17 protein-coding genes are annotated in these 17,978 nt (G+C 65.1%); 13 read left to right on the plus strand and 4 right to left on the minus strand.

Annotated elements, in window-relative coordinates; genetic code table 11:
• Nucleotides 1-252 precede the first annotated feature (252 nt).
• Both XH84_RS03980 and XH84_RS03985 read right to left on the minus strand, forming a co-directional pair.
• Nucleotides 253-1,647, minus strand: a complete 1,395-nt coding sequence (locus XH84_RS03980) for a M20/M25/M40 family metallo-hydrolase (protein ID WP_128917140.1) — start codon at nucleotides 1,645-1,647, stop codon at nucleotides 253-255.
• Nucleotides 1,648-1,781: 134 nt separating this feature from the next.
• Entirely contained in the window at nucleotides 1,782-3,404 is a 1,623-nt protein-coding gene (locus XH84_RS03985) for a helicase HerA-like domain-containing protein (RefSeq protein WP_128917139.1), read from the minus strand.
• 349 nt (nucleotides 3,405-3,753) lie between these two features.
• Here XH84_RS03985 and XH84_RS03990 point away from each other — a divergent pair, with 349 nt between their 5' ends.
• The 9 genes from XH84_RS03990 (at nucleotide 3,754) to XH84_RS04030 (ending at nucleotide 11,926) form a co-directional block, all read left to right on the plus strand.
• Nucleotides 3,754-4,119, plus strand: a complete 366-nt coding sequence (locus XH84_RS03990; protein ID WP_128917138.1) for a DUF2267 domain-containing protein — start codon at nucleotides 3,754-3,756, stop codon at nucleotides 4,117-4,119.
• 26 nt (nucleotides 4,120-4,145) lie between these two features.
• Nucleotides 4,146-4,553 carry a DUF4332 domain-containing protein gene (locus tag XH84_RS03995; protein ID WP_128917137.1) on the plus strand — a complete coding sequence of 136 codons (408 nt, stop codon included), beginning with the start codon at nucleotides 4,146-4,148 and terminating at the stop codon, nucleotides 4,551-4,553.
• Nucleotides 4,554-4,793: 240 nt separating this feature from the next.
• The gene (gene folP, locus XH84_RS04000; RefSeq protein WP_128917136.1) at nucleotides 4,794-5,654 is read left to right on the plus strand and encodes a dihydropteroate synthase; all 861 of its coding nucleotides are present in this window, start codon (nucleotides 4,794-4,796) and stop codon (nucleotides 5,652-5,654) included.
• Complete coding sequence (gene folB / locus XH84_RS04005) at nucleotides 5,651-6,019, plus strand: dihydroneopterin aldolase (protein ID WP_027533885.1); 369 nt, start codon at nucleotides 5,651-5,653, stop codon at nucleotides 6,017-6,019. Before folP ends, folB begins: the two co-directional genes overlap by 4 nt.
• A gap of 1 nt (nucleotide 6,020) precedes the next feature.
• Nucleotides 6,021-6,512: a 2-amino-4-hydroxy-6-hydroxymethyldihydropteridine diphosphokinase gene (gene folK / locus XH84_RS04010; RefSeq protein WP_128948011.1), complete on the plus strand. Its 492-nt coding sequence runs from the start codon at nucleotides 6,021-6,023 to the stop codon at nucleotides 6,510-6,512.
• An 81-nt stretch (nucleotides 6,513-6,593) separates the two neighbouring features.
• Entirely contained in the window at nucleotides 6,594-8,465 is a 1,872-nt protein-coding gene (locus XH84_RS04015; protein WP_128917134.1) for a methylmalonyl-CoA mutase family protein, read from the plus strand.
• Nucleotides 8,462-8,926, plus strand: coding sequence for a GFA family protein (locus XH84_RS04020; protein ID WP_128917133.1), 465 nt, complete (start codon nucleotides 8,462-8,464; stop codon nucleotides 8,924-8,926). Before XH84_RS04015 ends, XH84_RS04020 begins: the two co-directional genes overlap by 4 nt.
• 16 nt (nucleotides 8,927-8,942) lie before the next feature.
• Entirely contained in the window at nucleotides 8,943-11,099 is a 2,157-nt protein-coding gene (gene scpA / locus XH84_RS04025) for a methylmalonyl-CoA mutase (RefSeq protein WP_128948012.1), read from the plus strand.
• A 59-nt stretch (nucleotides 11,100-11,158) separates the two neighbouring features.
• Nucleotides 11,159-11,926 carry an RsiV family protein gene (locus XH84_RS04030; protein WP_128917196.1) on the plus strand — a complete coding sequence of 256 codons (768 nt, stop codon included), beginning with the start codon at nucleotides 11,159-11,161 and terminating at the stop codon, nucleotides 11,924-11,926.
• Nucleotides 11,927-11,933: 7 nt separating this feature from the next.
• On the opposite strand, the gene XH84_RS04035 is transcribed toward XH84_RS04030, so the two are convergent.
• A complete protein-coding gene (locus XH84_RS04035) occupies nucleotides 11,934-12,410 on the minus strand; it encodes an SRPBCC family protein (protein ID WP_128917131.1) in 477 nt (158 codons plus the stop codon).
• 217 nt (nucleotides 12,411-12,627) lie between these two features.
• Here XH84_RS04035 and XH84_RS04040 point away from each other — a divergent pair, with 217 nt between their 5' ends.
• The 4 genes from XH84_RS04040 to meaB all read left to right on the plus strand — a co-directional run bounded on the left by XH84_RS04040 (nucleotide 12,628) and on the right by meaB (nucleotide 16,911).
• Complete coding sequence (locus XH84_RS04040; RefSeq protein WP_128917130.1) at nucleotides 12,628-13,620, plus strand: tripartite tricarboxylate transporter substrate binding protein; 993 nt, start codon at nucleotides 12,628-12,630, stop codon at nucleotides 13,618-13,620.
• Between the two features lie 242 nt (nucleotides 13,621-13,862).
• The gene (locus tag XH84_RS04045; RefSeq protein ID WP_128917129.1) at nucleotides 13,863-14,354 is read left to right on the plus strand and encodes a tripartite tricarboxylate transporter TctB family protein; all 492 of its coding nucleotides are present in this window, start codon (nucleotides 13,863-13,865) and stop codon (nucleotides 14,352-14,354) included.
• Between the two features lie 4 nt (nucleotides 14,355-14,358).
• Nucleotides 14,359-15,870: a tripartite tricarboxylate transporter permease gene (locus XH84_RS04050; RefSeq protein WP_128917128.1), complete on the plus strand. Its 1,512-nt coding sequence runs from the start codon at nucleotides 14,359-14,361 to the stop codon at nucleotides 15,868-15,870.
• A 51-nt stretch (nucleotides 15,871-15,921) separates the two neighbouring features.
• Nucleotides 15,922-16,911: a methylmalonyl Co-A mutase-associated GTPase MeaB gene (gene meaB / locus XH84_RS04055; protein WP_128917127.1), complete on the plus strand. Its 990-nt coding sequence runs from the start codon at nucleotides 15,922-15,924 to the stop codon at nucleotides 16,909-16,911.
• Nucleotides 16,912-16,987: 76 nt separating this feature from the next.
• Here meaB and XH84_RS04060 read toward each other — a convergent pair whose 3' ends face one another.
• Nucleotides 16,988-17,890, minus strand: coding sequence for a haloalkane dehalogenase (locus XH84_RS04060; RefSeq protein ID WP_128917126.1), 903 nt, complete (start codon nucleotides 17,888-17,890; stop codon nucleotides 16,988-16,990).
• Nucleotides 17,891-17,978: the final 88 nt, after the last annotated feature.

Here is a 17,978-nt window from a genome sequence, read left to right on the forward strand (position 1 = left end):
CGCAGACACTCGGCTATCGGCTATATCAGCCCGGTCGAGATGGAGCTAAAATCGGCTTGAACCCTGTCCACTTTTTTGGGGGAAGATCAGACTGTCTCCGCGGAAAGATTCCTGGATTGCTTCGCTACGCTCGCAATGACGGATCGAGGTCTCGTAGGGTGGGCAAAGCGAAGCGTGCCCACGTCTTCGTAATCACTGAGAGATGGTGGGCACGGCGCAAGATTGCCTTTGCCCACCCTACGGTACCCGTGCCTATTTCACCTCCGCCAGTGCGGCGAGGATCCTTGCCCAGGAGCGGATGCCTTTCTGGAAGCTGCGGAGGTCGTATTTCTCGTTCGGCGAGTGGATGTTGTCGTCATCGAGGCCGAAGCCGACCAGCAGCGAGTCGAGGTCGAGCGTGCGCTTGAAGTCGGCGACGATCGGGATAGACGCGCCGGAGCCCATCAGCACGGTCTTCTTGCCCCATTCGTCCGTAAGCGCCTTGCTGGCGGCGGCGAGCGGCTTCATGTTCCAGTCGAGCGCGACAGCGGGCGCGGCGGAATGGTCGCCGAACTCGACCTTGCAGTCGCCCGGAAGCCGTGCCGTGACGTAATCGCGGAAGGCTTTGCGGATCTTTTGCGGGTCCTGCCCTTCGACCAGGCGGAACGAGACTTTGGCCGAGGCATGCGAGGGGATCACCGTCTTGGAGCCCTCGCCGATATAACCGCCCCAGATGCCGTTGACGTCGCAGGTCGGGCGCGACGAGGCCTGCTCGATCAGCAGGCGTCCCTTCTCGCCGGCAGGGATCGACAGCCCGATCGGCTTCAGGAACGTCTCCGGCGTGAAATCGAGCTTCTTCCATTGCTCAAGGATGTCGGCCGGCAGATCCTTCACGCCGTCGTAGAAGCCGGGAATGGTGATGCGGTTGTCGTCGTCGAACAGGCCGCCGAGGATTTTCGTGAGCACCCTGATCGGGTTCATTGCGCTGCCGCCGAACACGCCGGAATGCAGGTCGCGATTGGCGGCGGTGATCTTCAGCTCTTCATAGAGCAGGCCGCGCAGCGAGGTCGTGATCGCCGGCGTATTGCTGTCCCACATGCCGGTGTCGCAAACCAGCACGTAGTCGGCCCTGAACTCATCCTTGTTGGCCTCGATGAAGGGCACGAAATTCTTCGAGCCGACCTCCTCCTCGCCTTCGATCAGGAAGGTGACGTCGATCGGCAGCGAGCCCGTCACCTTCTTCCAGGCGCGACAGGCTTCGACGAAGGTCATCACCTGGCCCTTGTCGTCCTCGGCGCCGCGCGCGACGATGATCTTGCGGCCGTCGGCGTGGTCGGTCACCGCAGGCTCGAACGGCGGACGGTGCCAGAGATCGAGCGGATCGACCGGCTGCACATCGTAATGGCCGTAAAAGATCACATGCGGCCGCCCGCCGGCCCCGGTCTTGCCGACGATGGCGGGATGGCCCGCGGTCGGCCTCACCTCAGTGGCGACGCCGAAGCTCGCGATGTCCTTGGCGAGATGTTCCGCCGCCGCCTTGCAATCCCCGGCAAAGGCCGGATCCGCGGAAATCGACTTGATCCGGAGCAGTGCAAACAGACGCTCCAGGCTGTTGTCGAAGTCCTTGTCGATGTGATCGAGCACGGATTGAAGCTGCGGATTGGCCATGGTTGTTGGTCCTGATTGCTGGATCTTGATATGTCTGCGCTTTTAACGCCGCCACCGCGCCTGTGCCAGTCACGACACGGCGTAGCAAGCCTGCGCGAGGCGAGCGTCTCGAAGGATGGCCGCGAAAGAGCTGCCTAGCGCCGCAGCAATCCGCCGAGCGCGCCGCGGACCAGCGTGCGGCCGATCGAGCCACCGAGCTGGCCGCCGAGCGATTTGCCGATATTGGCCGCCATCCCGCCGATCACCTGGTTGGTGACTGATCGCGTCACGTCCCGCGCGATGACCTGGCCCGTCGACAAACGGCCGCGCTTGACGTTGGTACCGAACACGGTGCCGACGATCGAGCCGATCTGGCCGAGAATGCCGCCGCCGCTTCCGCCCGCGGAGCCGTCGGCCGTCGCCGCCGTGCCGGCGATGCGCTTCTGGATCATCTCGTAGGCGGATTCTTCATCGACCGCGGTGTCATATTTGCCCTTCACCGGGCTTGCAGCCATGATCGCCTTGCGCTCGTCCGGCGTGATCGCCCCGATGCGGGCCGACGGCGGACGGATCATCACCCGCTCCACCATGGCCGGTGTGCCGTTGCCCTCGAGGAAGGACACCAGCGCCTCGCCCTTGCTGAGCTCCATGATCACCTTTTCGGTGTCGAGCTTCGGGTTTGGCCGGAAGGTCTGGGCTGCGGCCGCGACTGCCTTCTGGTCGCGCGGGGTGAAGGCGCGCAGCGCGTGCTGCACCCGGTTGCCCAATTGTCCGAGCACGCGGTCGGGCACGTCGATCGGGTTCTGTGTCACGAAGTAGACGCCGACTCCCTTGGAGCGGATCAGGCGGACCACCTGCTCGATCTTGTCCATCAGCGCCTTGGGCGCGTCATTGAACAACAGATGCGCCTCGTCGAAGAAGAACACGAGCTTCGGCTTGGGCAGATCGCCGGCCTCGGGCAGCTCTTCGAACAGCTCCGACAACATCCAGAGCAGGAAGGTCGCGTAAAGCCTGGGGTTCTGGAGCAGCTTGTCGGCGACCAGGATATTGACCATGCCGCGGCCGTCGCGGTCGGTCTTCATGAAATCCTTCAGCGTCAGCGCCGGCTCGCCGAAAAATTTGGTGCCGCCCTGGTTCTCCAGTACCAGGAGCTGGCGCTGGATGGTGCCGACGGTGGCCTTGGTGACGTTGCCGAACCCCTGCGCGGCCTTGCGGATGGCGGCGAGCGGATCCTCCTCCGCGTCCGCCGCTTTCTTCCCGCTATCGGGCACGATGGCGTCGAGCAGCGCGCGCAGATCCTTCATATCGATGAGGGTCAGCCCGGCGTCGTCAGCGACGCGGAAGGCGACGTTGAGCACGCCCTCCTGCACGTCGTTCAGATCGAGCATGCGAGCGAGCAGAAGCGGCCCCATTTCCGTGACGGTCGCGCGCACCGGATGGCCCTGCTCGCCGAATACGTCCCAGAACACCGTCGAGAACTGGTCAGGCTGGAACGTCAGCCCCATTTCCAAGGCACGCTTCAGGATGAAATCCGCGGGCACGCCGACCTCGGAGATGCCGGAGAGGTCGCCCTTGATGTCGGCGGCGAAGACCGGAACACCGGCGCGCGCAAATCCTTCCGCCATCACCTGCAGCGTCACGGTCTTGCCGGTTCCGGTTGCACCGGTGACGAGGCCGTGGCGATTGGCGAGCGCCAGCGTCAGCCAGGCCTGCTCGTCTCCCTTGCCGACGAAGATCTTGTCGTCGGTATCGCCGAGCTTGCTGTCCTGTGCGGTCATTCTTTTCTCTGATCTCTTCTTGCCGGTTTCGCGTGTCGAAACTCGAACGCTCCAGTTCCGTAGTTTAACGCATGTCGCGCGCCGATTGAAACCGTTCAACACGCTCCAAGCATGCGACATTGTCGGAAACTGACGGACAACATCAGCCGAAAGTAGGAACGAGCTGTTCGCAACGCGGCAATTTTTCGCCGATTCCATCTCCGCTCTTGCACCGCTGCAACACTCTTCGCGCGTTCGAAGATGAATCGCGACGCCGCCTGCGTTCATCGCTTGAATTTCACATCACACCGGCTCAAGATCATTTTCGAAAGAAATACTCCGGCATGCAACCGGCTGAGGGGCGGGCCTTATGGACGAACTGATCGGGCGGCTGGCGACAAACGCCAGCATAGACAGTGCTGTCGCTGCAAAGACCGTCGGCATCATCCTGGGTTTCCTCCGCAGCGAGGGTCCTCCCGATAGCGTGCAGGCCCTGATTGATCAGATCCCCGGAGCGGAAGCCGCGATCGAGGCATCCAGGAGCGGCGGCGGGCTGTCGCGACTGATGGGCGGCGGCCTGATGGCGGTCGGCACGCGCCTGATGGGCCTGGGGCTCGGCATGTCCGAAATTCAAAACATCGCCCGTGAACTTTTCCGCTACGGCCGAGACAAAATCGGAGCGGATCAGATGGGCAAGATCGTTGCGGGGACGCCGGGCCTCAGCCAGTTCGCCTGAAGCTTTGGCATTTCATATCGAGTATCATGACATATCCGATCTCCGAGATTGAGGGCCTGTCGGTCTTTGCCGCCAACAAGTTGAAGGCGCAGGGTATCCGCACCACCGACGCGCTGCTCGAGGCGGCCGGCACGGTGAAGGGCCGCAAGGCGCTTTCCGCCAAGACCGGCATCAGCGAGCAGCTGCTGCTGGAATGGGCCAACGTGTCCGACTACATGCGCATCCCCGGCATGGGCCGGGCCAAGGTCGGCCTGGTCCGCGCCGCCGGCGTCACCACCGTGCGCGAGCTCGCCTATCGGAATCCGGCAAGGCTCACCCAAAGCATGCGCGACGCCAACGAGAAGAAGAAGCTGCTCCGCATCCTTCCTTCCGAGAAGTCGGTCGGCGACATCATCGCCAAGGCGAAGAAGCTGCAACCGAAGATCACGTATTAGGACGGTTCTGTCCCCGCCGCGTTCGTGCCCCGGACGCAGCGCAGCGCTTCTTCAGCGATGCGCTGCAGAGCCGGGGCCGAGGCTGTTGCGTGGTATGGGTCCCGGCTCTGCGCAGCAACGCCAAGGGCGTTGCAGCGCGTCCGGGACCCAAGAGACTGGGCGTAACGCGCGGCGTTTGTCCCAGGTCCCGCCCCCCATCCCGCCTTGAACTCCCCCTCCCCGCCCGCTAAAGCGGGCGCCATGAACGCCTCGCCCTCCCCATCCGTCCCGCCGGCCGGCTCGGCCGGGCCTGATGTGCTGCGGACCCTGCTGGGACGGCCGATCCCGGCTTTGATGGGCGTGCTCAACGTCACCCCGGACTCTTTCTCCGACGGCGGCGAGTTCATCGCGCCTGAGCAGGCGCTCGCACGGGCGCGGGCGATGATTGACGCCGGCGTCGACATCATCGACATCGGGGCCGAGTCCACCCGGCCCTACAAGGGTGCCCGGCCGGTCACGGCGGAGGACGAGCTCGCCCGGCTGAAGCCGGTGCTGGCAGGCGTGGTGGCTCTCGGCGTGCCGGTCTCGATCGACAGCATGAAGGCCGAGGTGGTGGCCTTCGCGCTCGATCAGGGCGCGGCGATCGCCAACGACGTCTGGGGCCTGCAGCGCGACGCCGCCATGGCGCCGCTGGTGGCCGCAAGAGGCGTCCCCGTCATCGTCATGCACAACCGCGACGACGCCGATCCCGCCATCGACATCATCACGGACATGAAGACCTTCTTCCTGCGCTCGCTCGATATCGCCGCCAAGGCCGGCATCGCGCGCGACAGAATCGTGCTCGATCCCGGCATCGGCTTCGGCAAGACCGCCGAGCAGAGCATGACCGCGCTGGCGCGGTTACGCGAATTCGAGATGTTCGGCCTGCCAATCCTGGTCGGTGCCTCGCGCAAACGCTTCATCGCCTCGGTGTCGCCGTCGGAGCCGAAAGAGCGGCTCGCCGGCTCGATCGCCGCGCATCTGATCGCCGCGCAGCGCGGTGCCAAGATCATCCGGACCCATGACGTCGCCGAGACCTTGCAGGCCTTGCGGGTCGCGCATGCAATCGAGGGCAAGCAATGACCGATACGATCTTCGTCACCGGCCTGTCGATCCATGCCCGCCACGGCGTGATGGATCACGAGACCGAAGTCGGCCAGCGCTTCGTCATCGATCTCGAACTCTATACCGACCTGTCGGAGCCCTCGCGCAGCGACCGGCTGGCCGATACGGTGTCCTATGCCGACGTCGTGGCGACAACGACGGCGGCGTTCAAGAACACCAATTACAAGCTGTTGGAGCGCGCGGCCGGCGCGGTGGCCGATGCCATCCTGTCGCACTTCCCGCGCATCCGCGCCGTGAAGATCACCGTACACAAGCCGCATGCGCCGATCGCCGCGATCTTCGACGACGTCGGCATCATGCTGACGCGCTCGCGGCATCCTTAAGATGGCGAGCGTCTTGATCGCGCTCGGCGGCAATGTCGGCGATGTCCGCGCGACGTTCCGCAAGGCGATCGCCCATATCTGCGGCATGGCGCAAGGCGCACTGATCGCGCGCTCCTCCGACTACGCAACGCCGCCCTGGGGCGACGAGGATCAGGCTCCCTTCATCAACGCATGCATCGAGATCGAGACCGGCCTCGATCCCCATGCGCTCTTGTTCGTGCTGCAGAAGGTCGAGCAGAAATTCGGTCGTATCAGGGACAAGGCGCGGCGCTGGGGCCCGCGCACGCTCGATCTCGACATGATCGCCTATGACGACGTCTCCTTGCAGAAGCCCGACCTGACCCTGCCGCATCCGCGCCTGTTCGAGCGCGCTTTCGTGCTGGTGCCGCTGGCAGAAATCGCGCCCGACCGCGTGATCTCGGGCATTCGTGTGCGTGACGGGCTCGCCAGCGTCTCGACGCAAGGCATTGAGCGGCTTCCGGATACCGGTTAACCAAAAACAACCGTTTGCAGGGACGGTCCGCCGTGGCAATTTCGCCTGCGAATAACGAGACGTTTGGGAGCCCCTCGCCGCATGACCTCCATGACTGACGACCTGCCGCTGGCGGCGGATTTTCCCAAGGCGACCGTCGAAGACTGGCGCAAGCTGGTCGACGGCGTGCTGAAGGGCGCGCCGTTCGACAAGCTGGTCGGCAAGACCTATGACGGTATCAAGATCGAACCGCTCTATCCGCGCGCCAAGGGCGTTGCGCCCGTGGTGGGGCGGCCGGCCGCCGCGCCCTGGCAAATCATCCAGCGGATCGACCATCCCGATGCAGCGCTCGCGAATGCTCAGGCGTTGCAGGATCTGGAGAACGGCGCGACGGGGCTTGCGCTGGTGTTCGCCGGCGCCAATAGCGCGCGCGGCTTCGGTCTGGAACCTTCGGCGGAGGCGGTTGCAAAGATCCTGAAGGACATTCATCTCGATGCCGGCATTGGCATCGAGCTCGAGGTCGGACCGCAATCACGGATGGCCGCGATCCATGTCGCGGAATATGTGAAGGCCCAAGGCCTCGAACCCGCAGCGTGCAACATCCGCTTCGGGCTCGATCCGCTCGCGGCCGGCGCGGTGTGGGGCTACAGCCCCTATACCTGGGACGAAATCGCGCCCGCCGTCACCGGTGCCATCAAGGGGCTCTCCACGCTCGGCTTCAAGGGACCGTTCGCGTCCGCCGACGGGCGCGTGATCCACGATGCCGGCGGCTCCGAGGTGCAGGAGCTCGCCTTCGTGCTCGCCTGCGGCGTCGCCTATCTGCGCGCCATCGAAGGCGCCGGTATTCCCCTCGAGCAGGCGCAGGGCATGGTCTACGCGCGGCTTTCCGCGGACGCCGACCAGTACTTGACCATGGCCAAATTTCGCGCGCTGCGGCTGTTGTGGGCGCGGATCGAAAGCGCGTGCGGGCTGACGCCGAAACCGCTGTTCATCGCTGCCGATACGGCCTGGCGCATGCTGACGCAGCGCGATCCTTACGTGAACATGCTGCGCGCGACCATCGCGACGTTCGGCGCCGGGCTCGCCGGCGCCAACGCGATCACGGTGCTGCCGCATACGCTGGCGCTCGGCCTGCCCGATCCGTTCGCGCGGCGCGTGGCGCGCAACACGCAGCTCTTGCTGCTGGAAGAAAGCAATTTCGCCAAGGTCAGCGATCCCGCAGCGGGCGCCGGCGGCATCGAGACGCTGACCGCGCAGCTTTGCGAGGCCGCCTGGGCTCTGTTCCAGGAGAGCGAGAGGGCCGGCGGCGCCTTCGCCGCGCTTCAGCAAGGCCTGTTCCAGAGCAAGGTCGCGGCCGCACGAAAAGCGCGCGACGCCAACATCGCAAAACGCCGCGACGTGCTGACCGGCGCCAGCGAGTTTCCGAACCTGCACGAGAGCGAAGCCAATGTCCTGAAGGCGACGCCGGTCGCGCTGGCGCCTTACGGCGAGCAGAAATACAAGTTCGATCCGCTGCCGCCGATCCGGCTTGCGGAACCGTTCGAGGCACTGCGCGACAAATCCGACGCGGCGCTCAAGTCGCGCGGCGCGCGGCCAAAAGTGTTTTTGGCCAATCTCGGCACGCCAGCCGATTTCACGGCGCGCGCGACCTTTGCCAAGAGCTTCTTCGAGGCCGGCGGCATCGAGGCCACGGACAGCGAGAGCTTTGCCGATCCGGCCAAGCTGGCGGACGCCTTCAAAGCCTCCGGCGCCGAGCTCGCCTGCCTCTGTTCCAGCGACAAGGTCTATGCGGAACACGCCGAAGCTGCGGCCAAGGCCCTGCAAATCGCGGGCGCGCGACATATCTATCTGGCGGGCCGTCCGACGGAGGCCGAGGCGACGCTGCGGGCGGCCGGCGTCACGGGTTTTGTCTTCGCCGGAGGCGATGCGCTTGCCACGCTGCAGGACGCCTACCGACGGATGGAGCAGCCATGACCGACACCAGCAAACCCGTTCTGACCGGCGGCTGCCAATGCGGGGCGGTGCGCTTCGCAATCATGACGGCGCCGAACCGGGTCTCGATCTGCCACTGCCGCATGTGCCAGAAGGCGGCCGGCGCGCCCTTCGCCTCTTTTGCCGACGTCAACAAGACCGACTTTGCCTGGACCAAGGGGAAGCCGTCGTTCTTCCGCTCCTCCAGCATCGCCGAGCGCGGCTTTTGCGCCGCCTGCGGCACGCCGCTGAGCTTCGGCCGCATCGACGGCGACCGGATCGAGATCATGACCGGCGCCTTCGACCACCCCGACCGGGTGATCCCGACGCGGCAGTTCGGCACTGAATCCCGCCTCGGCTGGGTTGTCGGCATCGCCAATTTGCCGAGCCAGACCACGCAGCAGAATTACGGACCGGAGAAGATGGCGACCATCGTCAGCCATCAGCATCCGGACCATGATTGATGATATGGTTGAAGCCATGAGCCGCATTCCTGATTTCGCCGATGTCGCCTTCGAGCGCGCCGCCACCACAGCGCCTGCCGGCAGCGCCGAGCCGTGGCTGACGCCGGAGGGAATCCTGGTGAAGCCCGCCTATGGCGAGGCTGATCTTGCCGGGCTCGATTTCCTCGAGACCTATCCGGGCATCGCGCCCTATCTGCGCGGCCCCTACCCGACCATGTATGTCAATCAGCCCTGGACGGTCAGGCAATATGCCGGCTTCTCCACGGCGGAGGATTCCAACGCGTTCTACCGCCGCAATCTCGCGGCGGGCCAGAAAGGCCTCTCGGTCGCCTTCGATCTTGCGACCCACCGCGGCTACGACTCTGATCATCCGCGCGTCGGCGGCGATGTCGGCATGGCCGGCGTTGCCATCGATTCCATCTACGACATGCGCACGCTGTTCGCAGGGATTCCGCTCGACCAGATGAGCGTGTCCATGACCATGAACGGCGCGGTGCTGCCGGTCCTCGCACTCTACGTCGCCGCGGCCGAGGAACAGGGCGTGCCGCCGGAGAAGCTGTCGGGCACCATTCAGAACGACATCTTAAAAGAGTTCATGGTGCGCAACACCTATATCTATCCGCCCGCGCCCTCGATGCGGATCATCTCGGACATATTTGCGTACACCTCGCAAAAGATGCCGAAATACAATTCGATCTCGATCTCCGGCTATCACATGCAGGAGGCCGGCGCGACGCAGGACCTCGAACTCGCTTATACGCTCGCCGACGGCGTCGAATATTTGCGCGCCGGCCTTGCCGCGGGCCTCGACGTCGACCGCTTCGCGCCGCGCCTTTCGTTCTTCTGGGCGATCGGCATGAACTTCTTCATGGAAGTTGCCAAGCTGCGCGCCGCGCGTCTGCTCTGGGCGAAACTGCTCAAGCCCTTCAACCCGAAAGACCCGCGCTCGCTGTCGCTGCGCACCCATAGCCAGACCTCGGGCTGGTCGCTGACCGCGCAGGATGTGTTCAACAACGTGATGCGCACCACCGTCGAGGCGATGGCGGCGACGCAAGGCCACACCCAGTCGCTGCACACGAATGCGCTCGATGAGGCGCTGGCGCTTCCGACCGATTTCTCGGCGCGCATCGCCCGCAACACCCAGCTGTTCCTGCAGCAGGAGAGCGGCACCACCCGCATCATCGATCCCTGGGGCGGCTCGTATTATGTCGAGCGGCTGACGCGGGACCTCGCGGCGAAGGCCTGGGCCCACATCCAGGAGGTCGAGGAGCTCGGCGGCATGGCGAAGGCGATCGAGGCCGGCCTGCCGAAGCTGCGCATCGAGGAGGCTTCCGCCAAGACGCAGGCGCGGATCGATGCCGGCAAGCAGGCCGTGATCGGCGTCAACAAGTACAGACCGACCGACGAGGTCCCGATCGACATCCTCAAGGTCGACAACACCAATGTCCGGCGCTTGCAGATCGACAAGCTGACGCGGCTGAAAGCCGAGCGCAACCAGAAGGACGTCGATGCCGCGCTGGCCGCGCTGACGCGCTCGGCCGGCGAAGGCAACGGCAATCTGCTGGCGCTCGCCATCGACGCGGCGCGGGCCAAGGCGACCGTCGGCGAAATCTCCGACGCGATGGAGAAGGTGTTCGGCCGCCACCGCGCCGAAATCAAATCCATCACCGGCGTCTACAAGCGGGAGGCGTCCAGCATGGGCAACCAGGTCGAGAAGGTTCAGGCGCTGATCGACGCTTTCGAGGAAGCCGAAGGCCGCCGCCCGCGGATCCTGGTCGCCAAGATCGGCCAGGACGGCCACGACCGCGGCCAGAAGGTGATTGCGTCGGCGTTCGCCGATATCGGCTTCGACGTCGACATCGGGCCGCTGTTTGCGACCGCCGACGAGGCCGCCCGGCAGGCGGTCGAGAACGACGTGCACATCCTCGGGGTCTCCTCGCTCGCCGCCGCCCATCTCACCGCAGTGCCGGAGCTGAAGGCCGCGCTGAAGAAGCAGGGCCGCGACGACATCATGATCATCGTCGGCGGCGTGGTGCCGCCACAGGATTACGATGCGCTCTATGCCGCCGGGGCGGAAGCGATCTTCCCGCCGGGCACGGTGATCGCGGAGGCCGCCGAGGAACTGATCCGCAAGCTGAATGCTCGGCTCGGGCATAGCGAGGCGGCGGAGTAGCTGCGCCGCCGATCTTCCGACAAGAAGGATTTTGCGTGATGTTTCTCGCGCCAACGTTCATGCGCGCGCTCGCCGTCGCGACGTTTTGCTGCGCACTGTTCGGCCCCGTCCTCGCTGCCGATCCCAAGCCCGACGCGCTCGTCAAGACCAAAAGCGTCGAGGCCCGCGTCCTCCTCGACGAGAGGATCAAGACGGATGCGGCGCTCGCGGCCGATTGCCTCTCCGAAGGCAAGAAATGGCTCGACAAGAATGCGGCGGAAGCTGCGGCCGCGCGCAAAGCGGACCCGCAGTTCTTCAGGGACGGCGGCTGGGATTTCGAGCGCAAATATGAGATCCGCTCCGTCGTGGCCGACCGCTATGTCAGCATCCTCCGCAACGACTACATGAACACCCGTGGCGCCCATCCCAACTCGGACGTAAACACGATCCTGTGGGACAAGACGGACAACAAGCGCATCTCGATCCGCCCGTTCTTCACCGAAACCGCCGACAACGGGGCGACCATGAAGGCGATGGTGAAGGCCGTGATCGCCTCGCTCCGAACCGAGAAGAAGAAGCGCGACGCCGGCGACACCGCGACCGACGAATGGTTCAATGGGGTCGCGCCGAGCCTGCTCAAGGTCGGCGCGGTGACGCTCGCACCGTCAACTGAAGCAGGCAAGAGCTCCGGCCTCACCTTCCATTATCCGCCCTACGCCGTCGGTCCCTACGCCGAGGGCGAGTATGTCGCGTTCGTGCCGTGGGAGACGCTGAAGCCTTACCTGACCGCGGAAGGCACCCGCATCTTCGGCGGCGCGCGTCCGAAGGGCGACGCCGAGGAGCCGTGAGCGATCGCTAAGATCTCGGATGGGGCCGCGCCAATGTCCGCGCCAGCGAATCCGTCCAATCCGGAATCCAGGACGCAAACAGGGCTTGCCAGCGATCGGCATCCGTAGGCTCGGTCTCGAGGGCGACGGACCATTCGATGAGGGTACGATCGCCTTCGACGATCGGGCGCAAATGCATGGTGCCCTGGTAGCGCGTCGGCGCCGGCGTCCGGCATCCATCATCTTGCGGATATTGCAACGCTTCGAGACCGGCATAGGTCAGGCTGTGCTGCTGGTCCGAGTGATCGACCAGGCTCTGGCGGATCCAGTTTCCGAGATAGCAGAAGCGCCTGATGGCGCCGACTTCATCGCCGCGCTTGTCGTCTTCGATCACGCTCTCGCTCACGCCGTCGATATAGGCGGGATAGTTGTTGAAATCGCGGATCAGCGACCAGACTTCGTCCAGTGGTCGGTCCAGCACGGCGCTGTAATAGGCTTGGGTCATCGATTACTTGCCTTTGGCTTTCGTTACGCGCGCAGGTTGGCGCAGCGTGCCGGCAAAACCCACCCGATTTCCGACTGCCTATCCGATGGGGCATGCTGTTTTCACACACCCTGTCGATCTCCTTGGTAGCGCTACCTTGCGGCGGCGCTGCAAAGCTGACTAGAATGTCGTCATTGACAAGAGCGCCCGACGTCACGGGCGCCGCTGGGAGGCATTGATGTCCAAGATTTCGCGCCGCACCTTTGCGGCTTCGACCGCCGCAGTCGCGGCATCCGCCGCTATCGGGTTCAAGCCCGCACTCGCACAGGCCTACCCGGCCCGACCGGTCACCGTGATCGTGCCCTGGGGCGCCGGTGGCGGAACCGATGCGACGGCGCGCATTGTCGCCGCGCTGCTGGAAAAGGACCTCGGCCAGCCCTTCAACGTGGTCAACCGTACCGGCGGCTCCGGTGTAGTCGGGCATAGCGCGATCGCGACCGCGCAGCCCGACGGCTACACCATCGGCATGCTCACTGTCGAAATCTCGATGATGCACTGGCAGGGCCTCACCGAGCTGACGCCGAAGAGCTACACGCCGCTGGCCCTGATGAACGAGGACCCCCCGGGCGTCCAGGTCTCTTCCTCCTCGCCTTACAAGACGGTCAAGGAGCTCGCGGAGGCGATCAAGGCGGCGCCTCCCGGCAAGTTCAAGGCTTCGGGCACCGGCCAAGGCGGCATCTGGCATCTGGCGCTGGTCGGCTGGATGCAGGCGATGGGCCTGCCCGCCAACCAGGTCGCCTGGGTGCCGTCGAACGGGGCTGCGCCCGCGATGCAGGATCTCGCCGCCGGCGGCCTCGACCTCACCACCTGCTCGGTGCCGGAGGCGCGCGCGATCATCGAGGCGGGCAAGGCCAAGAGCCTCGCCATCATGGCGCCGGCGCGCAATCCGGTCTTCAAGGACGTGCCGACGCTGAAGGAGGCGATCGGCATCGACTACGCGACCGGCGCCTGGCGCGGCATCGGCGCACCGAAGAATCTGCCGCCTGAGATCGCAACCAAGCTCACCGCGGCGCTGAAGAAGGTCTACGACTCCGCCGAGTTCAAGGACTTCATGAGCAACCGCGGCTTCGGCACCGTATGGGGCGATGCCGGCCAGTTCGCAGGCTTCATGGACAAGGGCGACGCCCAGATGGGCGAAGCGATGAAGGCAGCAGGCCTCAGCAAGGCGTGACGTGTCGCTGCGACGCTCTGATCGCCTCTCCCCGCCTGCGGAGAGAGGCTGGAATGCGCGCGAAGCACGGGTTCAGGGTGAGGGGAACTCTTCACGAGTCCCACTTTCACCCTCCGCGCGGAGAACCCCCTCACCAAAGCCGATGCTGCGCATCGGCGTTCTTCAACAACGGCGGCCGAAGGCCGCCTCTGCCTCTCCCCGCGCGCGGGGAGAGGGGGAACACCCTTTGTAGGACTTCTCCCATGCGTCTTCCCGACTCCGTCACGGGATCGTTTCTCGTCGCACTCGGCGCGGCAGCTGCCTATGGCGGCTGGATCTTGCCGCCGGTACCGGGGCAGCCGGTTGGCCCCAACGTGTTTCCGCTCGTGATCGGCACGGGGCTCGCGCTATGCGGGCTCGCAATCGTGTTCGGGATTGGCCACTCCTTCGAGGAGGAGGAAGAGCTGATCCCGCTAGAGCACGGCCAGGCAGTCAGCCCGCCGCCGCAAGGCAAGCTATATGGCCTGCGCGCCTTGCTACCGCCGGCGCTGCTGCTGTTCTACGTATTTGCAGCCGACCGGCTCGGCTTCATCATCACCGCGGCGATCATGGTCTACGTCACCACGACCGCGTTAGGGGCCAAGTGGAAGCTGGCCCTGCCGCTCGCGGCGCTCTCGCCCTTCGCCATTCACCTCATCTTCGGCAAGCTGCTCCGCGTGCCGCTGCCCGCCGGCCTGCTGCCGACCCCCTGGTAATCCGATGCTGAAAACCCTCCTCGAAGCCTTCGCGCTGATCTCCACCTGGGAAGTCATCATCGCGATGTTTGCGGCCTCCGTGTACGGCCTCGTGATCGGCTCGCTGCCGGGCCTGTCGGCAACGATGGCGACCGCCCTGCTCGTCCCTGTCACCTTCTATCTGTCACCGATCGCGGCGATCGCGACCATCGTCGCGGCGTCCTCGATGGCGATCTTCTCGGGCGACATCCCCGGCGCGCTCTTACGCATTCCCGGCACGCCCGCCTCCGCCGCCTATGCCGACGAGGCCTACGCCATGACCCGCAAGGGCCAGGCCGAGCTCGCGCTCGGTGCCGGCGTCTGGTTCTCCGCCGTCGGCGGCATCGCCGGCGTGCTGTCGCTGATGATCCTGGCGCCGCCGCTCGCCGAGATCGCGCTGTCGTTCTCGACCTTCGAATATTTCTGGCTGGCGTTGCTCGGCCTGATGTGCGCCACGTTGGTGGCGCGCTCCTCGCCGGTGAAGGCGATCGCCGGCATGTTCCTCGGCTTGCTCGTCTCCTGCATCGGCATCGAAAATCCCGGCGGCGTCCCGCGTTTCACCTTCGGCATCACCGATCTGTTCGGCGGCATCGAGCCGATCCCGGCGCTGGTCGGCGTGTTCGCGGTCTCGCAGGTGATGCGCGCAATGCTGACGCCCGAGCCGCCGCCGCTGCCGCGGCGCAAATTCGGAAGCATCATGGCCGGCCAATGGAGGCTGACGAAGCAGTATCACTGGCAGATGACGCGCGGGAACATCGTCGGCATCATCATCGGCGTGCTGCCGGGCGCCGGCGCCGACATGGCCGCCTGGGTCTCGTACGCGATGTCGAAGCGCTTCTCCAAGGAGCCGGAAAAGTTCGGCACCGGCCATGTCGAGGGCCTGGTCGAGGCCGGTGCCAGCAACAATGCCAGCATCGCCTCGGGTTGGGTGCCCTCGCTGCTGTTCGGCATCCCCGGCGACACTATCGCCGCGATCGCGATCGGCGTGCTCTACATGAAGGGCCTCAACCCGGGCCCGACGCTGTTCACCGAGAAGGCGTCGAGCATGTACGCGATCTACCTGATGTTCATCATCGCGAACATCCTGATGATCCCGCTCGGCATCGCCATGATCCGGATTGCTGCCTATATCCTGCTGGCGCCCCGCTCCACCGTGATGCCGATCATCATGCTGTGCTGCGCGGTCGGCTCGTTCGCGATCGGCAACAACATGTTCGGCGTCGTCACCGTCGCCGCCTTCGGCGTGATCGGCTATGTCATGGAGGCGAACGGCTATCCCGTCGCCGCCATGGTGCTCGGCATCGTCATGGGCACCATGGTCGAGCAGGCCTTCGTGACCTCGCTGATCAAGTCCGACGGCAGTATCCTGCCGTTCTTCGAACGCCCGGTCGCGGCCATCCTCGCGGCGATGGCAATCGGCGCGCTGCTGTGGCCGGTAATGGTCTGGGTCTGGCGCAAGGTGAAACAGCCGCAAGCCGCGGCGGCAACAAGCAGGTGATTCCAGGCGAGCAGCCCTCGCCTGCCTCGCCTCGGCGTTGTAAAGCAGGGCATGACTGAGAAGAAAGCCCCGCTTGACATCAAAGCTCTCGCCAAGGAGCTCCGCGCCGGCAGCCGCGCGGCGCTAGCACGCGCCATCACGCTGGTGGAGAGCCGGCGCGCCGACCATCAGGCGCTGGCGCGCGAGCTGGTGCAGATGCTGCTGCCGGACACCGGCAAGGCGTTCCGCGTCGGCATCACCGGCTCGCCCGGCGTCGGCAAATCCACCACCATTGACGCGCTCGGGACCTACCTCATCGCGCAGGGCCACAAGGTCGCGGTGCTCGCGGTCGACCCGTCCTCGGCGCGCAGCGGCGGCTCGATCCTCGGCGACAAGACGCGGATGGCGCGGCTGTCGGCCTCGGATGATGCCTTCATCCGCCCGTCGCCGTCCTCGGGCACACTTGGCGGCGTCGCGGCGAAAACGCGCGAGGCGATGCTGCTCTGCGAGGCGGCCGGCTTCGGCGTCGTGCTGGTCGAGACCGTCGGCATCGGCCAGTCGGAGACCGCGGTCTGCGACATGACCGATTTCTTCCTCGCCCTGATGCTGCCCGGCGGCGGCGACGAATTGCAGGGCATCAAGAAGGGCCTGGTCGAGCTCGCCGACATGATCGCCATCAACAAGGCCGACGGCGACAACCTCAAGCGCGCCAACATCACCGCCGCCGACTATCGCGGCGCGCTGCACATTCTCAGTCCCCGATCCGAACACTGGCATCCGCCCGTCGTCACCTATTCGGCGCTGGCCGGCACCGGCATCGCCGACCTCTGGCAGAAGGTGCTCGATCACCGCAAGGCGATGAATGCGGCCGGCGATTTTGCCGCGCGGCGGCGCGAACAGCAGGTGAAATGGATGTGGTCGATGCTTGAGCAGCGCATGCTGGCGCGGCTGCGCAGCGAGGCATCGGTTCGCGCCAGGGTGAAGAAGATCGAATCCGAGGTGGCCGACGGCCACCTCACACCGGCACTCGCTGCCGAGGAGATCGTGAAGCTCCTGCATTGAGGCCGCTTCACCTTTCCCCAGCGGGGAGAGGTGAAGCAAAGTCCGAGCTCGCGATCCGCCCCAATCTCGCGATTACCTAACTGATCTGGCCGGCCAGCACCTTCGAGACGAAGCGCGCGGTCGCCTCGCCGACCTCCTGAGGCGCCTCCTCCTGCAGGAAGTGCGACCCTTTCACAAGGACGGTCTCTTGATTGGGCCAGGCTCTGCAGAACTCGCGCTGGGCGCCGATCAGGAAGCCCGCCGGCTCGGCATCGATGAACAGTTTCGGAATCCGGTTCTTCGACATCCAATCCGCATAGGCTTCGACGATCGCGACCACATCGGCGGGCTCGCCTTCAATCGGCAATTCGCGCGTCCAGGTCAGCATCGGCTGACGGCTCGGACCAGGATTGCGGAAATAGCGGCGATAAACCTCGAGCGCGTCCGGCGCGATATGGCGCAGCGGCAGGAGATATTCGATGAACAGGTTCTTCTGCAGGATCAGGTCTTCGCCTTGCGGACTCCGTTGGCCCTGGAAGAAGGCGCGCGTCGCGTCGGGCCATTCGTCCCAGGAGCGGAACGGCCGGACTATCGCTTCCATATAGACGATTGCCTTCACCCTCTCCGGGTGGCGACGGGCCCAGTGAAAGCCGAGCGCCGCGCCCCAGTCGTGAACGACGAGGATGACATTCTCGGTCAGGCCCAGCGCATCGAACCAGGCATCGAGGTAGCGCTGGTGATCGACGAAGCGATAGGAGCCGTTCGGCGCCGCGCCCGAATTGCCCATGCCGACGAGGTCGGGCGCAAGGCAGCGGCCATAGGGCAAGAGATGGGGAATGATATTGCGCCAGAGGTAGGACGGCGTCGGAACGCCGTGCAGGAACACGATGGGGTCGCCCGTGCCGACGTCGACGTAGGCCATCTGGGTATCCAGCACTTCGATGTACTTCCGGTAGGAGACGTCCTCGGTCGAGATCGGGGGATGGTTGACGTGCAACATGATGAAACTCCGTTCCCTGTCTTGCACACCAGTAAACGATCTATACCGGTCACTTGTTTCAACCAGTAAAAAATATTAAATGGTGTTC

It is taken from the genome of Bradyrhizobium nanningense, assembly GCF_004114535.1.
Lineage (GTDB): Bacteria > Pseudomonadota > Alphaproteobacteria > Rhizobiales > Xanthobacteraceae > Bradyrhizobium > Bradyrhizobium nanningense.

Excerpts from the sequence above, each read along its gene's own strand:
- XH84_RS03980 (WP_128917140.1), bottom strand. The coding sequence starts at position 1,647 with ATGGCCAATCCGCAGCTTCAATCCGTGCTCGATCACATCGACAAGGAC.
- XH84_RS03985 (WP_128917139.1), bottom strand. The coding sequence starts at position 3,404 with ATGACCGCACAGGACAGCAAGCTCGGCGATACCGACGACAAGATCTTC.
- XH84_RS03990 (WP_128917138.1), top strand. The coding sequence starts at position 3,754 with ATGGACGAACTGATCGGGCGGCTGGCGACAAACGCCAGCATAGACAGT.
- XH84_RS03995 (WP_128917137.1), top strand. The coding sequence starts at position 4,146 with ATGACATATCCGATCTCCGAGATTGAGGGCCTGTCGGTCTTTGCCGCC.
- folP (WP_128917136.1), top strand. The coding sequence starts at position 4,794 with ATGAACGCCTCGCCCTCCCCATCCGTCCCGCCGGCCGGCTCGGCCGGG.
- folB (WP_027533885.1), top strand. The coding sequence starts at position 5,651 with ATGACCGATACGATCTTCGTCACCGGCCTGTCGATCCATGCCCGCCAC.
- folK (WP_128948011.1), top strand. The coding sequence starts at position 6,021 with ATGGCGAGCGTCTTGATCGCGCTCGGCGGCAATGTCGGCGATGTCCGC.
- XH84_RS04015 (WP_128917134.1), top strand. The coding sequence starts at position 6,594 with ATGACCTCCATGACTGACGACCTGCCGCTGGCGGCGGATTTTCCCAAG.
- XH84_RS04020 (WP_128917133.1), top strand. The coding sequence starts at position 8,462 with ATGACCGACACCAGCAAACCCGTTCTGACCGGCGGCTGCCAATGCGGG.
- scpA (WP_128948012.1), top strand. The coding sequence starts at position 8,943 with ATGAGCCGCATTCCTGATTTCGCCGATGTCGCCTTCGAGCGCGCCGCC.
- XH84_RS04030 (WP_128917196.1), top strand. The coding sequence starts at position 11,159 with ATGCGCGCGCTCGCCGTCGCGACGTTTTGCTGCGCACTGTTCGGCCCC.
- XH84_RS04035 (WP_128917131.1), bottom strand. The coding sequence starts at position 12,410 with ATGACCCAAGCCTATTACAGCGCCGTGCTGGACCGACCACTGGACGAA.
- XH84_RS04040 (WP_128917130.1), top strand. The coding sequence starts at position 12,628 with ATGTCCAAGATTTCGCGCCGCACCTTTGCGGCTTCGACCGCCGCAGTC.
- XH84_RS04045 (WP_128917129.1), top strand. The coding sequence starts at position 13,863 with ATGCGTCTTCCCGACTCCGTCACGGGATCGTTTCTCGTCGCACTCGGC.
- XH84_RS04050 (WP_128917128.1), top strand. The coding sequence starts at position 14,359 with ATGCTGAAAACCCTCCTCGAAGCCTTCGCGCTGATCTCCACCTGGGAA.
- meaB (WP_128917127.1), top strand. The coding sequence starts at position 15,922 with ATGACTGAGAAGAAAGCCCCGCTTGACATCAAAGCTCTCGCCAAGGAG.
- XH84_RS04060 (WP_128917126.1), bottom strand. The coding sequence starts at position 17,890 with ATGTTGCACGTCAACCATCCCCCGATCTCGACCGAGGACGTCTCCTAC.